The sequence below is a fragment of the Pelagerythrobacter marensis genome (assembly GCF_001028625.1).
Classification (GTDB): Bacteria; Pseudomonadota; Alphaproteobacteria; order Sphingomonadales; family Sphingomonadaceae; genus Pelagerythrobacter; species Pelagerythrobacter marensis.
In genome coordinates, this window is record NZ_CP011805.1 from 1,449,334 (window position 1) to 1,465,290 (window position 15,957).

General features: G+C 66.2%; 20 protein-coding genes. 12 read left to right on the forward strand and 8 right to left on the reverse strand.

Translation table 11 applies throughout. The annotated features are described in order from the left end of the window. Positions 1-18 precede the first annotated feature (18 nt). Entirely contained in the window at positions 19-1,074 is a 1,056-nt protein-coding gene (gene coxB, locus AM2010_RS06995) for a cytochrome c oxidase subunit II (RefSeq protein WP_047806462.1), read from the reverse strand. Positions 1,075-1,257: 183 nt separating this feature from the next. Between coxB and pyrE the strand changes: the two genes are divergently transcribed. The 7 genes from pyrE to ruvX are packed head-to-tail and all read left to right on the forward strand — an operon-like array spanning position 1,258 to position 6,569. Next, the gene (gene pyrE / locus AM2010_RS07000) at positions 1,258-1,836 is read left to right on the forward strand and encodes an orotate phosphoribosyltransferase (RefSeq protein WP_047806463.1); all 579 of its coding nucleotides are present in this window, start codon (positions 1,258-1,260) and stop codon (positions 1,834-1,836) included. 1 nt (position 1,837) lies between these two features. After that, complete coding sequence (locus AM2010_RS07005; RefSeq protein ID WP_047806464.1) at positions 1,838-2,566, forward strand: pyridoxine 5'-phosphate synthase; 729 nt, start codon at positions 1,838-1,840, stop codon at positions 2,564-2,566. Between the two features lie 3 nt (positions 2,567-2,569). Continuing rightward, positions 2,570-2,971 carry a holo-ACP synthase gene (gene acpS, locus AM2010_RS07010; RefSeq protein WP_047806465.1) on the forward strand — a complete coding sequence of 134 codons (402 nt, stop codon included), beginning with the start codon at positions 2,570-2,572 and terminating at the stop codon, positions 2,969-2,971. Then, positions 2,968-3,864 carry a signal peptidase I gene (lepB, locus tag AM2010_RS07015; protein WP_047806466.1) on the forward strand — a complete coding sequence of 299 codons (897 nt, stop codon included), beginning with the start codon at positions 2,968-2,970 and terminating at the stop codon, positions 3,862-3,864. Before acpS ends, lepB begins: the two co-directional genes overlap by 4 nt. Then, positions 3,851-4,963 carry an AI-2E family transporter gene (locus AM2010_RS07020; RefSeq protein WP_047806467.1) on the forward strand — a complete coding sequence of 371 codons (1,113 nt, stop codon included), beginning with the start codon at positions 3,851-3,853 and terminating at the stop codon, positions 4,961-4,963. The genes lepB and AM2010_RS07020 overlap by 14 nt, the downstream gene beginning before the upstream one ends. Further along, positions 4,963-6,102: a DUF3089 domain-containing protein gene (locus AM2010_RS07025; protein WP_047806468.1), complete on the forward strand. Its 1,140-nt coding sequence runs from the start codon at positions 4,963-4,965 to the stop codon at positions 6,100-6,102. Before AM2010_RS07020 ends, AM2010_RS07025 begins: the two co-directional genes overlap by 1 nt. Then, the gene (gene ruvX, locus AM2010_RS07030) at positions 6,084-6,569 is read left to right on the forward strand and encodes a Holliday junction resolvase RuvX (RefSeq protein WP_047806469.1); all 486 of its coding nucleotides are present in this window, start codon (positions 6,084-6,086) and stop codon (positions 6,567-6,569) included. Before AM2010_RS07025 ends, ruvX begins: the two co-directional genes overlap by 19 nt. Before the next feature lie 8 nt (positions 6,570-6,577). Here ruvX and AM2010_RS07035 read toward each other — a convergent pair whose 3' ends face one another. The 3 genes from AM2010_RS07035 to AM2010_RS14275 are packed head-to-tail and all read right to left on the reverse strand — an operon-like array spanning position 6,578 to position 8,641. After that, complete coding sequence (locus tag AM2010_RS07035; protein WP_047806470.1) at positions 6,578-7,501, reverse strand: hypothetical protein; 924 nt, start codon at positions 7,499-7,501, stop codon at positions 6,578-6,580. Further along, positions 7,489-8,463: a hypothetical protein gene (locus AM2010_RS14180; protein WP_047806471.1), complete on the reverse strand. Its 975-nt coding sequence runs from the start codon at positions 8,461-8,463 to the stop codon at positions 7,489-7,491. The genes AM2010_RS07035 and AM2010_RS14180 overlap by 13 nt, the downstream gene beginning before the upstream one ends. Before the next feature lie 10 nt (positions 8,464-8,473). Continuing rightward, positions 8,474-8,641, reverse strand: a complete 168-nt coding sequence (locus AM2010_RS14275; RefSeq protein ID WP_169747782.1) for a hypothetical protein — start codon at positions 8,639-8,641, stop codon at positions 8,474-8,476. A gap of 119 nt (positions 8,642-8,760) precedes the next feature. On the opposite strand from AM2010_RS14275, the gene AM2010_RS07045 reads away from it, so the two are divergent. Continuing rightward, positions 8,761-9,204 (forward strand): PaaI family thioesterase, encoded by a 444-nt coding sequence (locus AM2010_RS07045; protein ID WP_047806472.1) that lies wholly within the window; start codon positions 8,761-8,763, stop codon positions 9,202-9,204. Then, the gene (locus AM2010_RS07050; protein ID WP_047806473.1) at positions 9,201-9,641 is read left to right on the forward strand and encodes a PaaI family thioesterase; all 441 of its coding nucleotides are present in this window, start codon (positions 9,201-9,203) and stop codon (positions 9,639-9,641) included. Before AM2010_RS07045 ends, AM2010_RS07050 begins: the two co-directional genes overlap by 4 nt. On the opposite strand, the gene AM2010_RS07055 is transcribed toward AM2010_RS07050, so the two are convergent. From AM2010_RS07055 to sdhC, 4 genes are read right to left on the reverse strand one after another with little or no spacing between them, the layout of a single operon-like run. Then, entirely contained in the window at positions 9,638-10,507 is an 870-nt protein-coding gene (locus AM2010_RS07055) for a glycoside hydrolase (RefSeq protein WP_236699431.1), read from the reverse strand. The two genes, AM2010_RS07050 and AM2010_RS07055, sit on opposite strands and share 4 nt — an antisense overlap. A gap of 13 nt (positions 10,508-10,520) precedes the next feature. Then, positions 10,521-12,380, reverse strand: a complete 1,860-nt coding sequence (sdhA, locus tag AM2010_RS07060; protein ID WP_047806474.1) for a succinate dehydrogenase flavoprotein subunit — start codon at positions 12,378-12,380, stop codon at positions 10,521-10,523. Beyond that, positions 12,380-12,766, reverse strand: a complete 387-nt coding sequence (gene sdhD / locus AM2010_RS07065; protein WP_047806475.1) for a succinate dehydrogenase, hydrophobic membrane anchor protein — start codon at positions 12,764-12,766, stop codon at positions 12,380-12,382. Before sdhD ends, sdhA begins: the two co-directional genes overlap by 1 nt. A gap of 11 nt (positions 12,767-12,777) precedes the next feature. Next, positions 12,778-13,158 (reverse strand): succinate dehydrogenase, cytochrome b556 subunit, encoded by a 381-nt coding sequence (gene sdhC, locus AM2010_RS07070; RefSeq protein WP_047806476.1) that lies wholly within the window; start codon positions 13,156-13,158, stop codon positions 12,778-12,780. A gap of 470 nt (positions 13,159-13,628) precedes the next feature. Here sdhC and AM2010_RS07075 point away from each other — a divergent pair, with 470 nt between their 5' ends. Genes AM2010_RS07075 through AM2010_RS07085 form a run of 3 tightly spaced genes read left to right on the forward strand, consistent with a single transcriptional unit; the run spans position 13,629 to position 15,956 of the window. Further along, complete coding sequence (locus AM2010_RS07075; protein WP_047807778.1) at positions 13,629-14,339, forward strand: SDR family NAD(P)-dependent oxidoreductase; 711 nt, start codon at positions 13,629-13,631, stop codon at positions 14,337-14,339. After that, the gene (locus AM2010_RS07080) at positions 14,329-15,240 is read left to right on the forward strand and encodes a 50S ribosomal protein L11 methyltransferase (RefSeq protein WP_047806477.1); all 912 of its coding nucleotides are present in this window, start codon (positions 14,329-14,331) and stop codon (positions 15,238-15,240) included. The genes AM2010_RS07075 and AM2010_RS07080 overlap by 11 nt, the downstream gene beginning before the upstream one ends. Continuing rightward, on the forward strand, positions 15,213-15,956 hold the full coding sequence (locus AM2010_RS07085; RefSeq protein WP_236699432.1) for a DUF2459 domain-containing protein: 744 nt from the start codon (positions 15,213-15,215) through the stop codon (positions 15,954-15,956). The genes AM2010_RS07080 and AM2010_RS07085 overlap by 28 nt, the downstream gene beginning before the upstream one ends. Position 15,957 lies beyond the last annotated feature (1 nt).

Consider the following 15,957-nt stretch of genomic DNA (forward strand, 5'->3'; position numbering starts at 1 on the left):
TTTTCTCTTCGACGTAAATCAGTTGGTCGCGGCGGCCGGTTGGGCAGCCTCGGCATCGGCGGTTTCACCCGCCTCGGAAGTGGCTGCCGCGTCGGCCGCCGGATTGGCAGCTTCGGGCTCGGCATCGCCCACGGAACCACCCGGCTGCGTGCGCACCCAGGCTTCCCACTGGTCGCGCGGAAGCGCTTCGACCGCGATCGGCATATATCCGTGCCGCGCACCGCACAGTTCCGAACACTGGCCGTAATAGATGCCGGGTTCATCGATCGTCAGCAGGCGTTCGTTCAGGCGGCCCGGAACGGCGTCGATCTTGAACCACAGCGAAGGCACCGCGAACGAGTGGATCACGTCGGCCGCGGTCGTCTGGATGCGCAGCGGCGTACCAACGGGCACGACCATGCGGTTGTCGACTTCCAGCTGGGCCGGGAAGCCTTTCGCCTTCGCCTCATCCTCCGGCATCATGTTCGAAATCACTTCGAACCCGCCATTGTCGGGATAGGCGTAGCCCCAGTACCACTGATAGCCGGTCACCTTGATCGTGATCGCATCTTCAGGCGGCGATTCGTACTGCTTGCTGAGCAGCGAGATCGAGGGAATCGCGATCGCCACCAGGATCAGCACGGGGACGAGAGTCCAGACCACTTCGATCAGGGTGTTGTGCGTCGTCTTCGACGGCGTCGGGTTGGCGCCCCGGCGATACCGCACGATGACCCAGAGCAGCAGGCCGAGGACGAAAAGGCTGATCAGCCCCATGATCCACAGCAGGCCGACGTGAAGGCCGGTTGCCGTCTTGCCGATCGGCGAAAACTGTTCCTGAACGTCCAGGGCACCGGCAGTCGGCTGCCCCTTGATCCATTCGGGACCAAGCGGCTCGTAACCGCCCGCAGCCGCATCGCCAGCGGTTTCGTCTGCCGCCGCAGCGGCGACAGGCGCATCGCCTTCGCTCACCTCCGCCACAGGCGCCTCAGGCTCCGCCTGAGCGAACGCCGACTGGGGCGCGAGGGCGAGCAGAAGAGCTGCCCAGAGAATAGTTGCAAGCCGCGCAGCCCGGCCGGGCCAATCACCGAATTTCATCTGTCCGACGCTTTCCGTTCTTGTCGTTGGAGGCCACATGCGCAGCCGCGAAAACCCCGTCGGGGGACAGGTCTGCGCGGGCCTATACGCGCGCTTGCCCCCCGTCTCAAGCGCTTCTAGGAGAAAAATCCCCAACCGGCCAGCAGCGCCGGAGACTCCCCCGGGAACGGACGGTAAATATCGATGACTGAAGACGAAGTCCTGCACGAATTTCGCGCCAGCGAGGCCTTGCTCGAAGGGCATTTCAAGCTCTCCTCCGGCCGGCACAGCGCCTTTTACCTGCAATGCGCGCGCGTATTGATGGAACCCATGCGTGCCAGCCGGCTGGCCGCGGCGCTGGCCGCGAAAATGCCGCGCGACTTGCGCGGTGCGGTCGGCAAAGTCGTTTCCCCGGCGATGGGCGGGATCATCATCGGGCACGAAATGGGCCGCGCCCTGGGCAAGGAAGCGATCTTCCTCGAACGGCCCGAGGGGACATTCGAATTCCGCCGCGGTTTCCGCCTGGAACCGGGCGAAAATGTGCTGGTGGTGGAAGACGTCGTGACCACGGGCCTTTCCTCGCGCGAGGCAATGAGGGCAGTGGAAGCCGCCGGGGGCAATGTGGTCGCGCTCGTTTCGCTGGTGGATCGCCGGGCCGAAGGGGTGGAATTCGACGTTCCCTATCACGCGCTGCTCGACATCGCTTTTCCGACATATGCGGAAGACGAGGTGCCAGCCGAGCTCGCGGCCGTGCCCGTGACCAAGCCGGGCAGCCGGAAGTAAGATGGCCGAACGTCTCCGCCTCGGCGTCAACATCGACCACGTTGCCACGATCCGCAATGCGCGCGGGGGCGACCATCCCGATCCGGTGCGCGCGGCGGAAATCGTCGCGGCGGTCGGCGGCAACGGGATCACCGCGCATCTGCGTGAAGACCGGCGCCATATCCGTGACGAGGATCTGGTCCGCATCCAGGCGGCGACCGAATTGCCGCTGAACCTGGAAATGGCAGCGACCGAGGAAATGCTTGAAATCGCCCTGCGGCATCGCCCCCATGCCGCCTGCATCGTGCCCGAGAAGCGCGAAGAGCGCACGACCGAAGGCGGGCTGGATGCAGCCGGGCTGCACAATCAGCTCGCCCCGGTGGTGGCCCGCCTGCTGGATGCCGGCATCCGGGTCAGCCTGTTTATCGAGGCGAGCGAACGCCAGCTCGACGCCGCGCTGCGGCTGGGCGCGCCCGTGGTGGAATTCCACACCGGCGAATATGCCCATGCCACAGGGGAAGACCGCGCGCGCGAGCTGAGGCGCATCGCCGATATGGCCGCGCTGGCGGCGAAGAACGGGATCGAACCGCACGCCGGCCATGGCCTCACTTACGATAATGTCCAGCCGATCGCCGCCATCCCGCAGCTCGCGGAACTGAACATCGGCCACTATCTGGTGGGTGAAGCGGTCTTCGTCGGGCTGGAAGGCGCGGTGCGCACGATGCGCGATCTGATGGACGAGGCGCGCTGAACCATGATTATCGGCATGGGATCGGATCTTACGAACATGGACCGCATCGCCGCTTCGCTGGAACGGTGGGGCGAGAAGTTCGAACGGCGTTGCTTCACCGATGTCGAACGGGCCAAGGCGGCCCGGCGCCCCTATACCCGCACCGGCACCTTTGCGAAGCGCTGGGCGGCCAAGGAAGCCTTTGCCAAGGCCGTGGGTACGGGTTTCAGCCGCGGCGTGTTCCACAAGGATATCGGCGTCGTGAACGCCCCATCGGGCGCACCGACGCTGGAACTGGCCGGCGGCGCCGCGGCGCGGCTTGCGGAAATGACGCCGGAAGGCCATGAAGCCGTCATTCATCTCACCCTAACCGACGACCATCCATGGGCCCAGGCCTTCGTGATTATCGAGGCCCGCCCTTCATGAGCAGCGCATCTTCCACCGTGACCGACACCGCCGAAAAGAAGAAAAAAGAGAAGATCGACTGGCTGTCCGAAATTCGCGGACTGGCCCTGATGCTGCTCGCGGTGCTGGGCTTCCACAGCTTCATCGCCAAACCGTTCTACATCCCCAGCGAATCGATGCTGCCCAACCTGCTGGTGGGCGACAGGCTGGTGGTCAGCAAATATCCCTATGGCTGGAGCTGGGCCTCGATCTCGTTCCACCTGATGCCGCGCGGCGAATGGCGCGTCTGGCCCGGGACGCCCGAATACGGCGATATCGTGATCCCCGTGCATCCGGTGCGGGATGAAGATTATATCAAGCGCGTGGTCGGCCTGCCGGGCGACACTTTCGAAGTGCGCGGCGGCCAGATCGTGATCGACGGCACGCCGGTCCCGCAGGAAGTCGAACCGCCGCTGCGCATTCCGATCGACGCCAACATGCAGTGCGATTTCGGCGGCGATCCGCACACCGGGATGCCGCTCGATTACACCGCCACCCTGCCCGACGGCACGCCGGTGTGCGAGCCGCCGACACTGCGCGAAACGCTGCCCAACGGGGCGACTTATCTGGTCATCGACCACAAGCAGCAGACGCTCGACGATTTCGGTCCGATCGTAATTCCCGAAGGGCACGTGATGGTCATGGGCGACAACCGCGACCATTCGGCCGACAGCCGCGCCTACGACCCGAGCGGGCTGATGGGGCCGGTGCCGCTGGAAAACGTCGGTGGACGGGCGGAATTCATCACTTTCTCGCTGGACGGAACGACCGGCTTCAATCCGATCAGCTGGTTCACCTCCTTGCGCGGCGGCCGCGCCTGGAGCACACTGCGTCCCGCAATCGCCGACAGGGGCACCGAGAGTGAGCGAGACTAAGGAAGCGCAAGGCGCGCCGAAGGCATCGATGGGCAAGAGCCCGGCTCACATCAGAAACCCCGAATTGCGGTTCGAGGCGATGCGCGCGCTTGTCTGGGCGGCGGTGGTCGGCCTGTTCGTCCTCGCCGTCTATATCTCGCAATCGCTGCTGGTGATCTTCGGCGCGATGGTGTTCGCGACCATGATCGACGGCGGTTCGCGCCTGCTCGACCGTTATTTCAGGATCGCGCGCGGATGGCGCGTTGCGATGGTGATCGTCGCAATGGTCGGCTTCCTCGCCTGGCTCGGCTATTTCGCAGGGTCGCAGATATCGCAGCAGGCGGCCGAATTTCCCGCGATCATCGGCGAACAGGTCGGGCGGCTGCTGGGCCTGCTGCGCGAACAGGGCTTCGCCATCGATCAGGACGACGTGCAGAACGTCGCCGGGAACCTGGTCAGCGGCGTGGGCACGGTCACCCGCGCGATCGGCGGCATCTTCGGCGGCTTCGCGACGATCCTGCTGATCCTGATCATCGGCATATATATCGCGATCGATCCCAATCTGTACGAACGCGGCGTGGCCTGGATGGTCCCGCCAAAGCAGCGTTCCATCTTCCACGATACGCTGGAACACATGTCGTTCACCATGCGCCGCCTGCTCGCCGGCCGTCTGGTGGGCATGTTTGCGGAAGGGATATTCACCTGGGCCCTGCTGGCATACGGGGGGCAACTGATCGGGATCGGGCCGGTGCCGATGGCCGTCCTGCTGGGTCTGCTGACCGGGCTGCTGGCCTTCATCCCCAATATCGGCGCGCTGATTTCAGGGGTTCTGATGGTGCTGGTCGGTTTTTCCGGCGGCACCGACATGGGGCTTTACACCATCTTCGTCTATCTGCTGGTGCAGAACTTCGACGGGTACGTCCTGATCCCGATGATCGCCAAGAAAACGGTCGATCTGGCCCCCGCGCTGGTGCTGGGCGCACAGCTGATTTTCGGCGTCATGTTCGGCATCCTGGGCTTGGCGCTGGCCGATCCGCTGCTGGCGATGATCAAGGTCGGCCTGGAACGGCGCGCAGCACGTCTGGACAGTGAAACCACCCCAACCGGGCCGGAGGACTGATGGCACGCAAGTTTCTCTATTTCGTCGCGATCCTGATCATTTTGGCCATCGCGGCCATGTTCGCGCTGCGGTTCTTCTGGGACGATCTGGCAGAGCTTGCCTATGTCCCCAGCACCGAGTTCGTCGCACAGGCTCCGCTGGAGACGAACGCCTATCAGGACCCGGTCATGTGGCTGTCGCGCCCCGGCATCGGGCTGGACGATGCCGCGCGGTGGCAGCCGGCCATGCAGGGCGAAGGGCGGCAACTGCCCGCCGATAGCGAGGATGGGCCGGGCGATTTCGCGGTCTTCTTCATCCATCCGACCAGCTACCTCGACCGCTCGCAGTGGAATGCCCCGCTCGACGACGGCGAATCGCAGCGCATCGCAAGGATTTACGTCCGCGGCATGGCCAGCCCGTTCAATCGGGCGAGCGAGATCTGGGCGCCGCGCTATCGCCAGGCGACCTTCGGCGCGTTCCTGACCGATTCGGACGAGGCGCGCCAGGCACTGAATGCCGCCTATATCGACGTGAAGCAGGCTTTCGAATTCTTCGTCGCCAGCGTGGACGAGGACACGCCGATCGTTCTCGCCGGCCACAGCCAGGGCGCGCTGCACCTGCTGCGCCTCTTGCGCGAAGAGCTGGCGGAAAGCCCGCTCAAGGGGCGTGTCGCGGCAATCTATGCCATTGGCTGGCCGATTTCGGTCGAGCACGATCTGCCCGCGCTGGGGTTTCCCGCATGTGCCACGGCATCGCAGGCGGGCTGCATACTGAGCTGGTCGACATTCGCCGAACCCGCCGATCCCAGCGCCGTGATCGAAGCCTACAGCGGCTCGGCCGGATTCGACGGGACGATGCGCGGCGACAGCGCCATCCTTTGCACCAATCCGCTGACGGGCGGGATCGGCGGCGCGGCGCCTGCGGAAGCCAACCTGGGTACGCTGATTCCCGAAGCCGATTATTCGAGCGGCCAGCTGGTGCCCGGATCGGTCCCCGCGCGATGCAGCGAACAGGGTCTTCTGCTGATCGGGGACCCGCCGGAAATCGGCAGCGCGGTCCTGCCGGGCAACAACTATCACGTCTATGACATTCCCCTGTTCTGGGAGAACGTGAAGCAGGACGTATCGCGGCGGGTTTCGGCGTGGTCGAACCGCCCCTGATCGCCGAAAGCAACGCAGAATTCGCCGCCGCCCTGCCCGACGGCGGCACTCTGCTTGCGCTCGACCTGGGGACGAAAACCATCGGCACCGCTACCTGCGATGCCGGATGGCATTTTGCCACTGCCGGAAAAACAATCGCGCGCGGCAAGTTCGGGCGCGATCTGGAAACGCTGACGGCACTGATGCGCGAACGCACGGTCAAAGGCATCGTGATCGGCCTGCCCCGCAACATGGACGGCAGCGAAGGGCCGCGGGCGCAGTCGAGCCGCGCCTATGCGCGCAACCTGTCGGCCGGCCTGGGCCTGCCGATCCTGCTGTGGGACGAACGGTGGTCAACCGCGAGTGCGGAGCGGGACATGATCGGGCAGGATCTGAGCCGGCGCAAACGGGCCGAACGGATCGACAGCCATGCCGCCGCCGTAATCCTGCAAGGCGCAATCGACGCGCTGACCGGCGCGGCGTTCTAGATCGGCGTTCATCGGGACGGCGCAGGCTTCGGCGCTTCCGCCAGCCGCGCGCGCCGCGACGCCGCCTCCCCCGCGACCAGCCGACTGCCCGACCGCTCCGCCTCCCGCCAGATGGCATCCGTCCCGCGCCGCGTCACGGCAGCGCCCGCGCGCGCTTCGAAGCAGGCGAGGCGCAGGCGGTCGCTGGGATGGGTACGACCGAACCGTTGGGCGAGGTCGATCGCTTCCGCCCCGCCCAGCCCCACGGCCACGCGCAGAAACGCCTCGCTCGAACCGGGGTTGAGAACCCGGCTCACGCGATCGGCCTCCAGATCGAAAGCATATTGATCGAGCCATCCGCAGGCAGGGTCGGCGGCAACGATGTTGAGTGACACCGAAAGGCTCTCCGGCGGCAACTGGCAGTGCACATCGCGGTGCGCCCGGTAATGCAGCAACTTGCCCGGCGACAGGGTGCTGCGTTCGACGAAGCGCAGCCCGGCCCTTTCCCCCCGGCAACCCGCCACCGCCCGATAATCGTACTCGTAATAATCGCTGACGTATCCGGGGCCGAAGTAACCGACAGTGAGGAAATCGAAATTGTGATCGTGCGGAAGGTTGTAGACGAAAGCCTGCGTTCCGCTGGTGCGGCAGGCATGATCCTCGCGCGCGGGCCAAAGATTGGCGCGCAGGAAATGCCCACCACGCGGATGCGACAGCATGATCGCCTGCGGTCCATAGCCGCCGTCGGTCCCTTCGTTGCGGTACTGTTGCATCAGCCGCTCGATCATCAGGTCGCCCAGGAATGCGCGGTTCCGACCCAGCCGGGCCAGCCACTGCGCGGCGTGATCGCGGCTTCCCGTGTCGCGGGGGTCAAAGCCGCTGTCCTCCAGCGCCTCGACCGTCTGATCGAGCGTGGCCGGCGGCGGATCGCCGCTTTCGATTACGCAGGGCATGGCATCGCCGCCTGAACACGCCGAAGCTGCGGATAACGATGCAGCAGATCGCGGCGCAACGCAGCCGCCATGCCCGCCAGAGGGTCCGCCGCATCATCCGCGATTTGCGCAAGGGCATCGAACCCCGCACCGCTGTCCAGCGCCAGATACTCGCGCAGCGCCTGCCAGCGCAGGCTGTCGCTGCCGCAGCGCAGGACCGCCTCTATCGCCGGGGCAGCATCGCGACGCCCCATCCGGCACAGCACCGCCAGCATCAGTTCGGCCCGGCTTTCGCCCGCATCGCCCGCCGCGCGATGGACCAGCGCCCCGTCGGCGATCCGGTATTCCAGGCTCTGCAACGGGCTCTGCGCCTGTCGCGCCAGACGCAGGAGCACGAGCCCCCCGTGCGTACGATCGACCAGCTTGCTCGATCGTCTCGCGGCAAAGCGGAGCCTGCGGCCGGGAAACAGCGTGAGCGGGGTGAAGGCCAGATCCGCCCTGGCGCCATGCGGCCCCTTCACCGATACCCGCCGGGCGCGCGCGGCCCCGGTCAGGCACAGCTCGTGCCGTTCCCCGTCCGCGAAACTGACCGTCGTGACCGGCTGCGGGCGTGTCTGGGGTTCGTACCGGACCAGTGACAGCCGTGCCCGGCCGGTGTGCGCGAGCTGAAGCGTTGTCATCCCTTCGACCACCTGATGGCGGAACGGTACGTGAGCCAGCGGCTGTCGCCCCATCGCCTGGATCATCGGGGCGATCAGCGCGTCGACGAACGCCCTGGCGGCGGCCGGATCGCGCACCAGCGCCCGCAGCCGGGGGCATTCGGCCAGCGGTGCACCCTCGCCATACGGTGCCAGTTCCTCCAGCACAGCCGCCACCGGGGGTGACTGGCGCCAGCCCCCGGCAGCGGCCTCGACAGCGGACTGCGCCGCATGGTGCGCAGCGCGGTCGCCGCGCAGGGCGCAGATCGCAGGATCGATTCGCATTCCTGCTGCCTCAGAACAGCAGATCGGGCAGTTTGGAGCCGGTTTCGTAGAGATAGACCATGACGATCACGGCGCGGTCGTCGGATGCGGCGGTCGCCGCATCGGACAGGCTGCCAAACATGCCGGCCGCGCTTTCCAGAACCGGCAAGGATGCAAGATCGATTTTCGGAAGGGTCATATTTCGGTTTCCCTGTTGCACGGGCGCAATCCTGCCCGCGCCGCCAGGGTGCCGCACAAGCTGCGCGCACCGTGAATTAGAACATTGCAATGCCAGCGTGCCGCCCTAGAGCCGGGAGCATGGCCGACGACCTGCCACCGTTCGATCCCGCCACCGCCGCGCCGTTCATGCTCGGCCGTGGCCATCCCGGATGGCTGGGCCTGCGCTATCTGGCGCACGGCGCAGACTGGGTGGAGCTGGCCCTGCCCTGGCGAGAGGATCTGGTGGGCGAAACCGACAGCGGCGTGCTCGCCACCGGGCCGATCGTCAGCCTGATGGACATGGCTTCCGGCATGTCGATCTGGACGGCGACCGGGGAGTTTCGCGCAATCGCCACGCTCGATCTCAGGGTCGATTACATGCGCCCTGCCCGCTCGGGCGCGGCGGTGACCGGGCGTGCGGAATGCTATCGCATCACCCGTTCCGCCGCTTTCGTGCGCGGGATCGCCCATGACGGCGAGCCCGACCATCCGATCGCTCATGTGGCGGGCGTGTTCATGTCCATTCCCTGGAGAGGCCGATGACCGGCGACCCCGCGATCAGCGCGCTGGAGCGCGACCTGCCCGCCTATGCCCGCTCGCTCGGTATCGGGATCGATTCGATGGAAGATGGCAGCCCGGTGCTGCGCATCCCGTTCGGCGAAATCGTCGAAGGGCGACCGACGGTGTTTCACGGCGGGGCAACCAGCGGTCTGCTGGAAAACGCCGGCTATGCCGCCCTGCGCGCACAGCTTGCCCGCGCGGGCCGCGAACACCGGCTGAAACCGATCAACGTCACCGTGCAGTTCCTCAGCGCGGCGAAGGCCAAGCCGACATATGCGCGCGGCCGCGTGCTGCGCATGGGCCGCCGCAATGCTAATATTGAGGTGGAGGCGTGGCAGGATGACCGATCGCGCCCGGTCGCAACGGCAGTAATGAACGTCCTAATGGCCGAAACCGGGGGCGACGGGGCCGAAGCCTAGCAGACTTCCGCCGTGTTCTGCGGGATCGGCCCGGGCGGAACGCGGGCCGGATGGCCGTGGAACGGGTCGGCAGCGAGGAGATGCCGGTCGCCATAAGCCTGCGCGAGCACGGCGGCGAGGCGCGGGTCGTATGCGGCCAGATCGGTGTGGTTCAAAATCCTCCGCCCATCGAACACGGCAAGCCGGTTGGAATTGAACCAGAACTGCGTGCCCTCTGCCCAGTATTCCTGCACCGTGGTGCTGGCGTACTCATCCTTCCACAGCCCTTCGTCGAGCGCCGCGGCGTAAGCCTGCTCGACTTGCGCATAGAGCGCGGGATCGACCGTCTCGATTGCATCGAGCACGTTGTGCGCGAATTCGTGGACCAGAATGGTTTCGCCGTAATAGCGGCTCGCCGGGCGGCCCAGCACGTCCTCTTCCGCCGCGACGGTGAACGCTCCGCCGATCCCGCGCACCCGCGCGTTCCAGTATTCGCGATCGGACAGCCGCCCGATCCGCTGTTCGTAGTGCTTGCGCTCGCAGCGGGTGAGGCGCGGATCGTCCGGGGTCGGTCTGGTCCAGTGCGCGTTCTGGGGCAGATCGGTGATCGCTTCGCTTTCCGCCATGATCGCGACGCGATATCCCCGCTGCACCAGCGCGGTGCGCAGATCGGGGCGATGGGCGAGCATGTCGTCTATCATCCGCGACGCCCTCACCAGCGTATCGCCCTCCACACGCGCGGAGGAAACGACCGCAATGCCGCCGGCATCCCGGTATCGGCTGTAAAACGGATCAAGCCCCAGATGCGCCGGCGGCGCCGACCCGCCAGCCGTGCAACCGACAAGCGAGCAGGCAATCGCCGCTAGGGCGAAGGTCCTGCACGCCATGACCGCCCCCGGTTTAGTAAACGCGCTTCTTCGGTGTGATGTACTCGGCATCGTCGGTGAGCGTGTATTCGTGCACCGGGCGGTAATCGATCTTCATCTCGCCGCCGTTGCCGCCCCAGCCTTCGAACCAGACGGCGGTGTGCTTCATCCAGTTCGCATCGTCGCGATCGGGGAAATCCTCGTGCGCGTGGGCGCCGCGGCTTTCCTTGCGGTTTTCGGCCGAAGCGATGGTGACGTTGGCCTGGGCCATCAGATTGTCGAGCTCGAGCGTTTCGACAAGGTCGCTGTTCCAGATCAGCGAGCGGTCGGAGACATGGATATCCTCCATCCGCTTGTTCACCTGCTTCAGCAGTTCGACCCCTTCGGTCAGCAGTTTGCTGTCGCGGAAGACGGCGGCGTGCTTCTGCATGTTCTTCTGCATTTCCGCGCGGATTTCCGCCGTCGGCGATCCGCCGCTGGCGTGGCGGAAATGGTCGAGCCGGGTCAGCGCGAGATCGGCGCTGTCCTTGGGCAGCTCGTCATGGCTGGTGCCCGGCTTGATCAGTTCCTTCAGCCGGTGGCCAGTCGCGCGGCCGAACACCACGAGGTCGATCAGCGAGTTCGAGCCGAGGCGGTTCGCCCCGTGGACCGAAACGCAGGCCGCCTCGCCCACCGCGAACAGGCCCGGGACCACGGTTTCCGGGTTGCCGTCCGGCCCGATGGTTACGACTTCGCCGTGATAGTTACAGGGAATGCCGCCCATGTTGTAATGCACGGTCGGCGTCACCGGCAGCGGCTGGCGCGTCAGGTCCACGCCGGCGAAGATCTTGCCGCTTTCGGTAATGCCGGGCAGACGCTCTGCCAGAACCTTGGGATCGATGTGATCGAGGTGGAGGAAGATATGATCCTTCTCTGGCCCGACACCGCGCCCTTCGCGCATTTCCAGCGCCATCGAGCGCGACACGACGTCGCGGCTGGCGAGATCCTTGGCACTCGGGGCGTAGCGTTCCATGAAACGCTCCCCTTCCGAGTTCGTCAGGTAGCCGCCCTCGCCCCGTGCGCCCTCGGTAATGAGCACGCCCGCGCCGTAGATGCCGGTGGGGTGGAACTGGACGAATTCCATGTCCTGCAGCGGCAGGCCCGCGCGCAGGACCATGCCGCCGCCATCGCCGGTGCAGGTATGCGCGCTGGTGGCGGTGTAGTAGCAGCGGCCATAGCCGCCGGTCGCCAGCACGACCGCCTTGGCGCGGAAGCGGTGGATCGTCCCGTCGTCGAGGCACATCGCGATCACGCCGCGGCACTGCGGCACGCCGCTGGCGTCGTTTTCCATGATCAGGTCGAGCGCGAAATACTCGATGAAGAAGTCCGCGTCGTACTTCAGGCTCTGCTGGTAGAGCGCGTGAAGCATGGCGTGGCCGGTGCGGTCGGCGGCGGCGCAGGTGCGCTGCACCGGCGGGCCTTCGCCCATGTTCTGCATGTGGCCGCCGAACGGGCGCTGATAGATCGTCCCGTTATCGTTGCGGCTGAACGGCACGCCGGCATGTTCCAGCTCGTAAACCGCCTGCGGCGCCTCGCGCACCATGTATTCGATCGCGTCCTGATCGCCGAGCCAGTCGGAACCCTTGACGGTATCGTACATGTGCCACGACCAGTGATCGGGCGTGTTGTTGCCCAGGCTGGCCGCGATCCCGCCCTGCGCGGCAACGGTATGGCTGCGGGTGGGGAAGACCTTGGTGATGCAGGCCGTCTTCAGGCCCGCTTCGGCCGCGCCCATGGTGGCGCGCAGGCCCGATCCGCCCGCGCCCACGACGACCACGTCATAAGTGTGATCGACGATCGCATAGGCCGGGCCGGTGGTGTTATTGCTGGCGGTCTGGGGTGCCGGATTGGACATTAGACAGCTCCTCCCAGCGCGAGGCGGGCAACACAGAAGATCCCGAAGCCGGCCCCGCCGACCACGGCCAGGTTGAGCAGCAGAATGGCAGCGAACTTGTTGCCCGGGGTATGGACGTAATCCTCGATCATCACCTGCAGGCCCAGCCGGGCGTGCCAGAACGTGCTGACGATCAGCAGCGCCATCGCCGTGGCCGGAACCGGCGCGGCGAGATAGCTGCTGACCGTGGCGTAGGAGAGATCGGGCAGCAGCACGAACGAACTGGCCAGCCACAGGACCAGCACGAGATTGCCGACCGCGGTAAAGCGCTGCAGCAGCCAGTGATGCACGCCCTCGTGCGCCGATCCGAGGCCGCGCACCCGGCCGATCGAGGTTCCATTACCCATGGTTCAAGTCCTCAGAGATAGAGTATCGCGGCCCAGAACGCCGCCGTCAGCACGATGCCGATGATCGGCGAGGCGGTGGACCATGCCTTGTTGGTGTCGAGCTCGTAGCCGGCGCCGATGTCGAGCACGAAATGGCGCAGGCCCGATGTCATGTGGTTGAAGAACGCCCAGGACAGGCCGACCAGGACGACATATCCGAACCACGACGTGGCAATACCGATGAAGGTATCGTAGGCCGCCGGTCCGCTCGCCAGCGCGCCCAGCCACCACAGCAACACGCCCAGGCCGACCAGGGCCATGCCGTCGCCGGTAATGCGGTGGAGGATGGAAACCAGCATGTGCGGGCCCCATTTCCAGATGCTCAGGTGCGGAGAAAGCGGTCTTTCAGCCATGGCGTGTCTGTCTCGTCCTTCGATTTGCGCCCTCCCTTAGGGCCAAAACTCGATCAGGTCGAGGATCGAGATTGCCGATGGAGAGCCGCCGACAAGGAGCGCAGCGCAGTCGCGTAGCTGAAGCTACGCGCAAGCAAGCGACGCCGCTCGGCGGCTCTCCATCGGCAACCGCGCAAGCGGCGGGCGGATTTTGTCGCCAGGCGGCGTCGCGCGTCGGTCACGATGGAAAACCATCGCTCCCTCCTTGCTCCTGTCCTGGCAACAAAATCCTCTCCGTCTCGACCCCGACCTGATCGAGTTTTGGCCCTTAGCGCAATGACGATGCGAGACAAGGCAGGCGGCTATCTCTTTTGTTCGTCCCGCCCAATATTCGGGCATGGCGCATAGCGCCGGCGTGCGGCGTGCGGCGTGCGGCGTGCGGCGTGCGGCGTGGGGATGACGGATCGATGGCGATAATCTACGGGACACGGATGCCCAATATCCTCGTCACCGGCTCCAGCCGCGGCATCGGTGCCGCAATCCGCGAACTCCTCGAAACGCGCAACGTCCGTGTGATCGGCCACGGCAGCGCCAATCATGACGAACAGACCATCGGTGCCGACCTCTCTCAGCCCTCCGCGCCGCAAATGCTGTGGGACGAGGCGCTGTCGCGCGCGGGCGGCGAAATCGACGTGCTGATCAACAACGCCGGGCTGTTCGCAGCCAATCCGATCGACGGATCGGATATCGAATGGCTCGACGCCTGGGAGGATACCCTGCGCATCAATCTGACATCCGCCGCGCAGCTTTCGCGCTTTGCCGTGCAGCACTGGCTGGAACGCGGCGTGTCGGGGCGCATCGTTCACATCGCCAGCCGCGCCGGACACCGCGGAGATTCTCCTGCTCACTGGCACTATGCCGCGGCCAAGGGCGGGATGCTGGCGCTGCACAAGACGATTGCCCGCGCCTATGCCGGCGAGGGCATCCTCAGCTTCGGCATCACCCCCGGATTCACCGACACTTCGATGGCAGGCGACTATCTCGAAAGCCGCGGCGGGCCGGGTCTGCTTGCGGATATCCCGCTCGGTCGCGTGGCGGAGCCGGAGGAAATCGCCGGGATCGCGGTGTTCTGCGCGCTCGATGCGCCGGAAAGCATGACCGGGGCAACGCTCGACGCCAATGGGGCGAGCTATGTCCGATAGCTGGAAGCTGACGGCCTTTGCCGACAAGGCAACGGTCCAGGGCGCACTGGTCGCGCAGGAAAGCGCGACCAACTGGGATGACGAGATCGTGCTCGCGGGCTTCGAACTGGCCGACGGCCGACCCGATGACTGGCGGCTCGACGCCTATTTCCCGCGCAAGCCGCGCCGCGCCGACCGCGCGATGATCGCCGCGCTGTTCACCGGGGACGCGCCCGAACTGATCGCGGAAGAACTGCCCGAAACGGACTGGGTGACTGAAAGCCAGCAGGGCGTCGAACCGATCACGGCCGGCCGTTTCTTCGTCCATACGCCCGATTTTGCGCCCAGCGATGCGCCTGGCATGCGATCGTTCGCGATCCCCGCCAGCCAGGCGTTCGGTACAGGCCAGCACGAAACGACTGCCGGCTGTCTGGCGATGCTCGACGCGATGAAGCAGCGCGGAACGGTCGTGCGCAATTGCGCCGATATCGGCACCGGCACCGGCCTGCTCGCCTTCGCCGCCATGGCCCTGTGGCCCCGCGCACTCGCAACCGCGAGCGACATCGATCCCGCCTGCGCCGGAGTGGTCGAATACAACGCCGCCATCAACGGTGTGCCGCTGGGCGGCCGGGCGGGAGAGCTGGCGATGACGATTGCCGATGGGATGGACGATGCCCTGCTGGCAGCGCGTGGCCCCTACGATCTGCTGATCGCCAACATTCTGGCCGGGCCACTGATCGCCCTGGCACCCGATTTCGCGCGCGCGATGGTGCCGGGCGGCAACTTGCTGCTGGCCGGACTGCTGGAAACGCAGGAAGCGGCTGTGCGGGCCGCCTGCCGTCGCGCCGGCTTCCGGCTGGCGGCGCGGACGGTCAACGGCGACTGGTCGATCCTGTGGCTGCGCAAACGTCCGCGGTCCTGAGAGGCGCGGCGCGACTGGCCGGGCGGATCCTTGCCTGGGTCGCGCTGGCCACGGGCCTGTTTATGGCCGCCGCATGGATCGGTTCTGCGATCCCGCGCAATGCCGACTGGCGCGAGCCGGATCGTGGTGTTCCAATCATGCTCGAAACCAACGGCGTGCATACCGCGATCGTCATGCCGCTGGTGACCGCGCAGAAAGACTGGCGGGCCGATTTCCCCGCGACCGACCTGCCCCCCGGCGCGGCGGGTCAGCCCTATACCCACGTTTCTGTCAGTTGGGGGGAGCGGCAGGTGTTCCTCCATACCCCGACCTGGGCCGATCTGTCGCCGGGAACTGCGCTGAGCGCAGCGGTGGGCGGTGACGGCCTGCTCCATGTCGCGCACTACGTCCGTCCAGCGCCGGACGACCACGCCCGTGTGCTGCGGTTGCGGCCCGGGGAATATGCCCGCCTCGTGCGCCGGATCGAAAGCCAGGTCCTGCCACCGGCGCGCCGGACGGTCCATCGCGGCTATACCGACCGGGACGTGTTCTACGACGCACCGGGCACCTATCACCTGGGCAATACCTGCAACCAGTGGACCAGCGACACCCTCGCCGCCGCCGGGGCGCGAACCGGGCTATGGACGCCCTTCGCCGGCGGAGTGATGAAATGGGTTCCGCAAGTTGCAGTCATCCCAGCGAAAGCTGGGATCGCTCGCCGCCAGGCCGAACGCTAGG

Coding starts and splice junctions, on each gene's coding strand:
- coxB (WP_047806462.1), bottom strand. CDS start 1,074: ATGAAATTCGGTGATTGGCCCGGCCGGGCTGCGCGGCTTGCAACTATT.
- pyrE (WP_047806463.1), top strand. CDS start 1,258: ATGACTGAAGACGAAGTCCTGCACGAATTTCGCGCCAGCGAGGCCTTG.
- AM2010_RS07005 (WP_047806464.1), top strand. CDS start 1,838: ATGGCCGAACGTCTCCGCCTCGGCGTCAACATCGACCACGTTGCCACG.
- acpS (WP_047806465.1), top strand. CDS start 2,570: ATGATTATCGGCATGGGATCGGATCTTACGAACATGGACCGCATCGCC.
- lepB (WP_047806466.1), top strand. CDS start 2,968: ATGAGCAGCGCATCTTCCACCGTGACCGACACCGCCGAAAAGAAGAAA.
- AM2010_RS07025 (WP_047806468.1), top strand. CDS start 4,963: ATGGCACGCAAGTTTCTCTATTTCGTCGCGATCCTGATCATTTTGGCC.
- AM2010_RS07035 (WP_047806470.1), bottom strand. CDS start 7,501: ATGCCCTGCGTAATCGAAAGCGGCGATCCGCCGCCGGCCACGCTCGAT.
- AM2010_RS14180 (WP_047806471.1), bottom strand. CDS start 8,463: ATGCGAATCGATCCTGCGATCTGCGCCCTGCGCGGCGACCGCGCTGCG.
- AM2010_RS14275 (WP_169747782.1), bottom strand. CDS start 8,641: ATGACCCTTCCGAAAATCGATCTTGCATCCTTGCCGGTTCTGGAAAGC.
- AM2010_RS07045 (WP_047806472.1), top strand. CDS start 8,761: ATGGCCGACGACCTGCCACCGTTCGATCCCGCCACCGCCGCGCCGTTC.
- AM2010_RS07050 (WP_047806473.1), top strand. CDS start 9,201: ATGACCGGCGACCCCGCGATCAGCGCGCTGGAGCGCGACCTGCCCGCC.
- AM2010_RS07055 (WP_236699431.1), bottom strand. CDS start 10,507: ATGGCGTGCAGGACCTTCGCCCTAGCGGCGATTGCCTGCTCGCTTGTC.
- sdhA (WP_047806474.1), bottom strand. CDS start 12,380: ATGTCCAATCCGGCACCCCAGACCGCCAGCAATAACACCACCGGCCCG.
- sdhD (WP_047806475.1), bottom strand. CDS start 12,766: ATGGGTAATGGAACCTCGATCGGCCGGGTGCGCGGCCTCGGATCGGCG.
- sdhC (WP_047806476.1), bottom strand. CDS start 13,158: ATGGCTGAAAGACCGCTTTCTCCGCACCTGAGCATCTGGAAATGGGGC.
- AM2010_RS07075 (WP_047807778.1), top strand. CDS start 13,629: ATGCCCAATATCCTCGTCACCGGCTCCAGCCGCGGCATCGGTGCCGCA.
- AM2010_RS07080 (WP_047806477.1), top strand. CDS start 14,329: ATGTCCGATAGCTGGAAGCTGACGGCCTTTGCCGACAAGGCAACGGTC.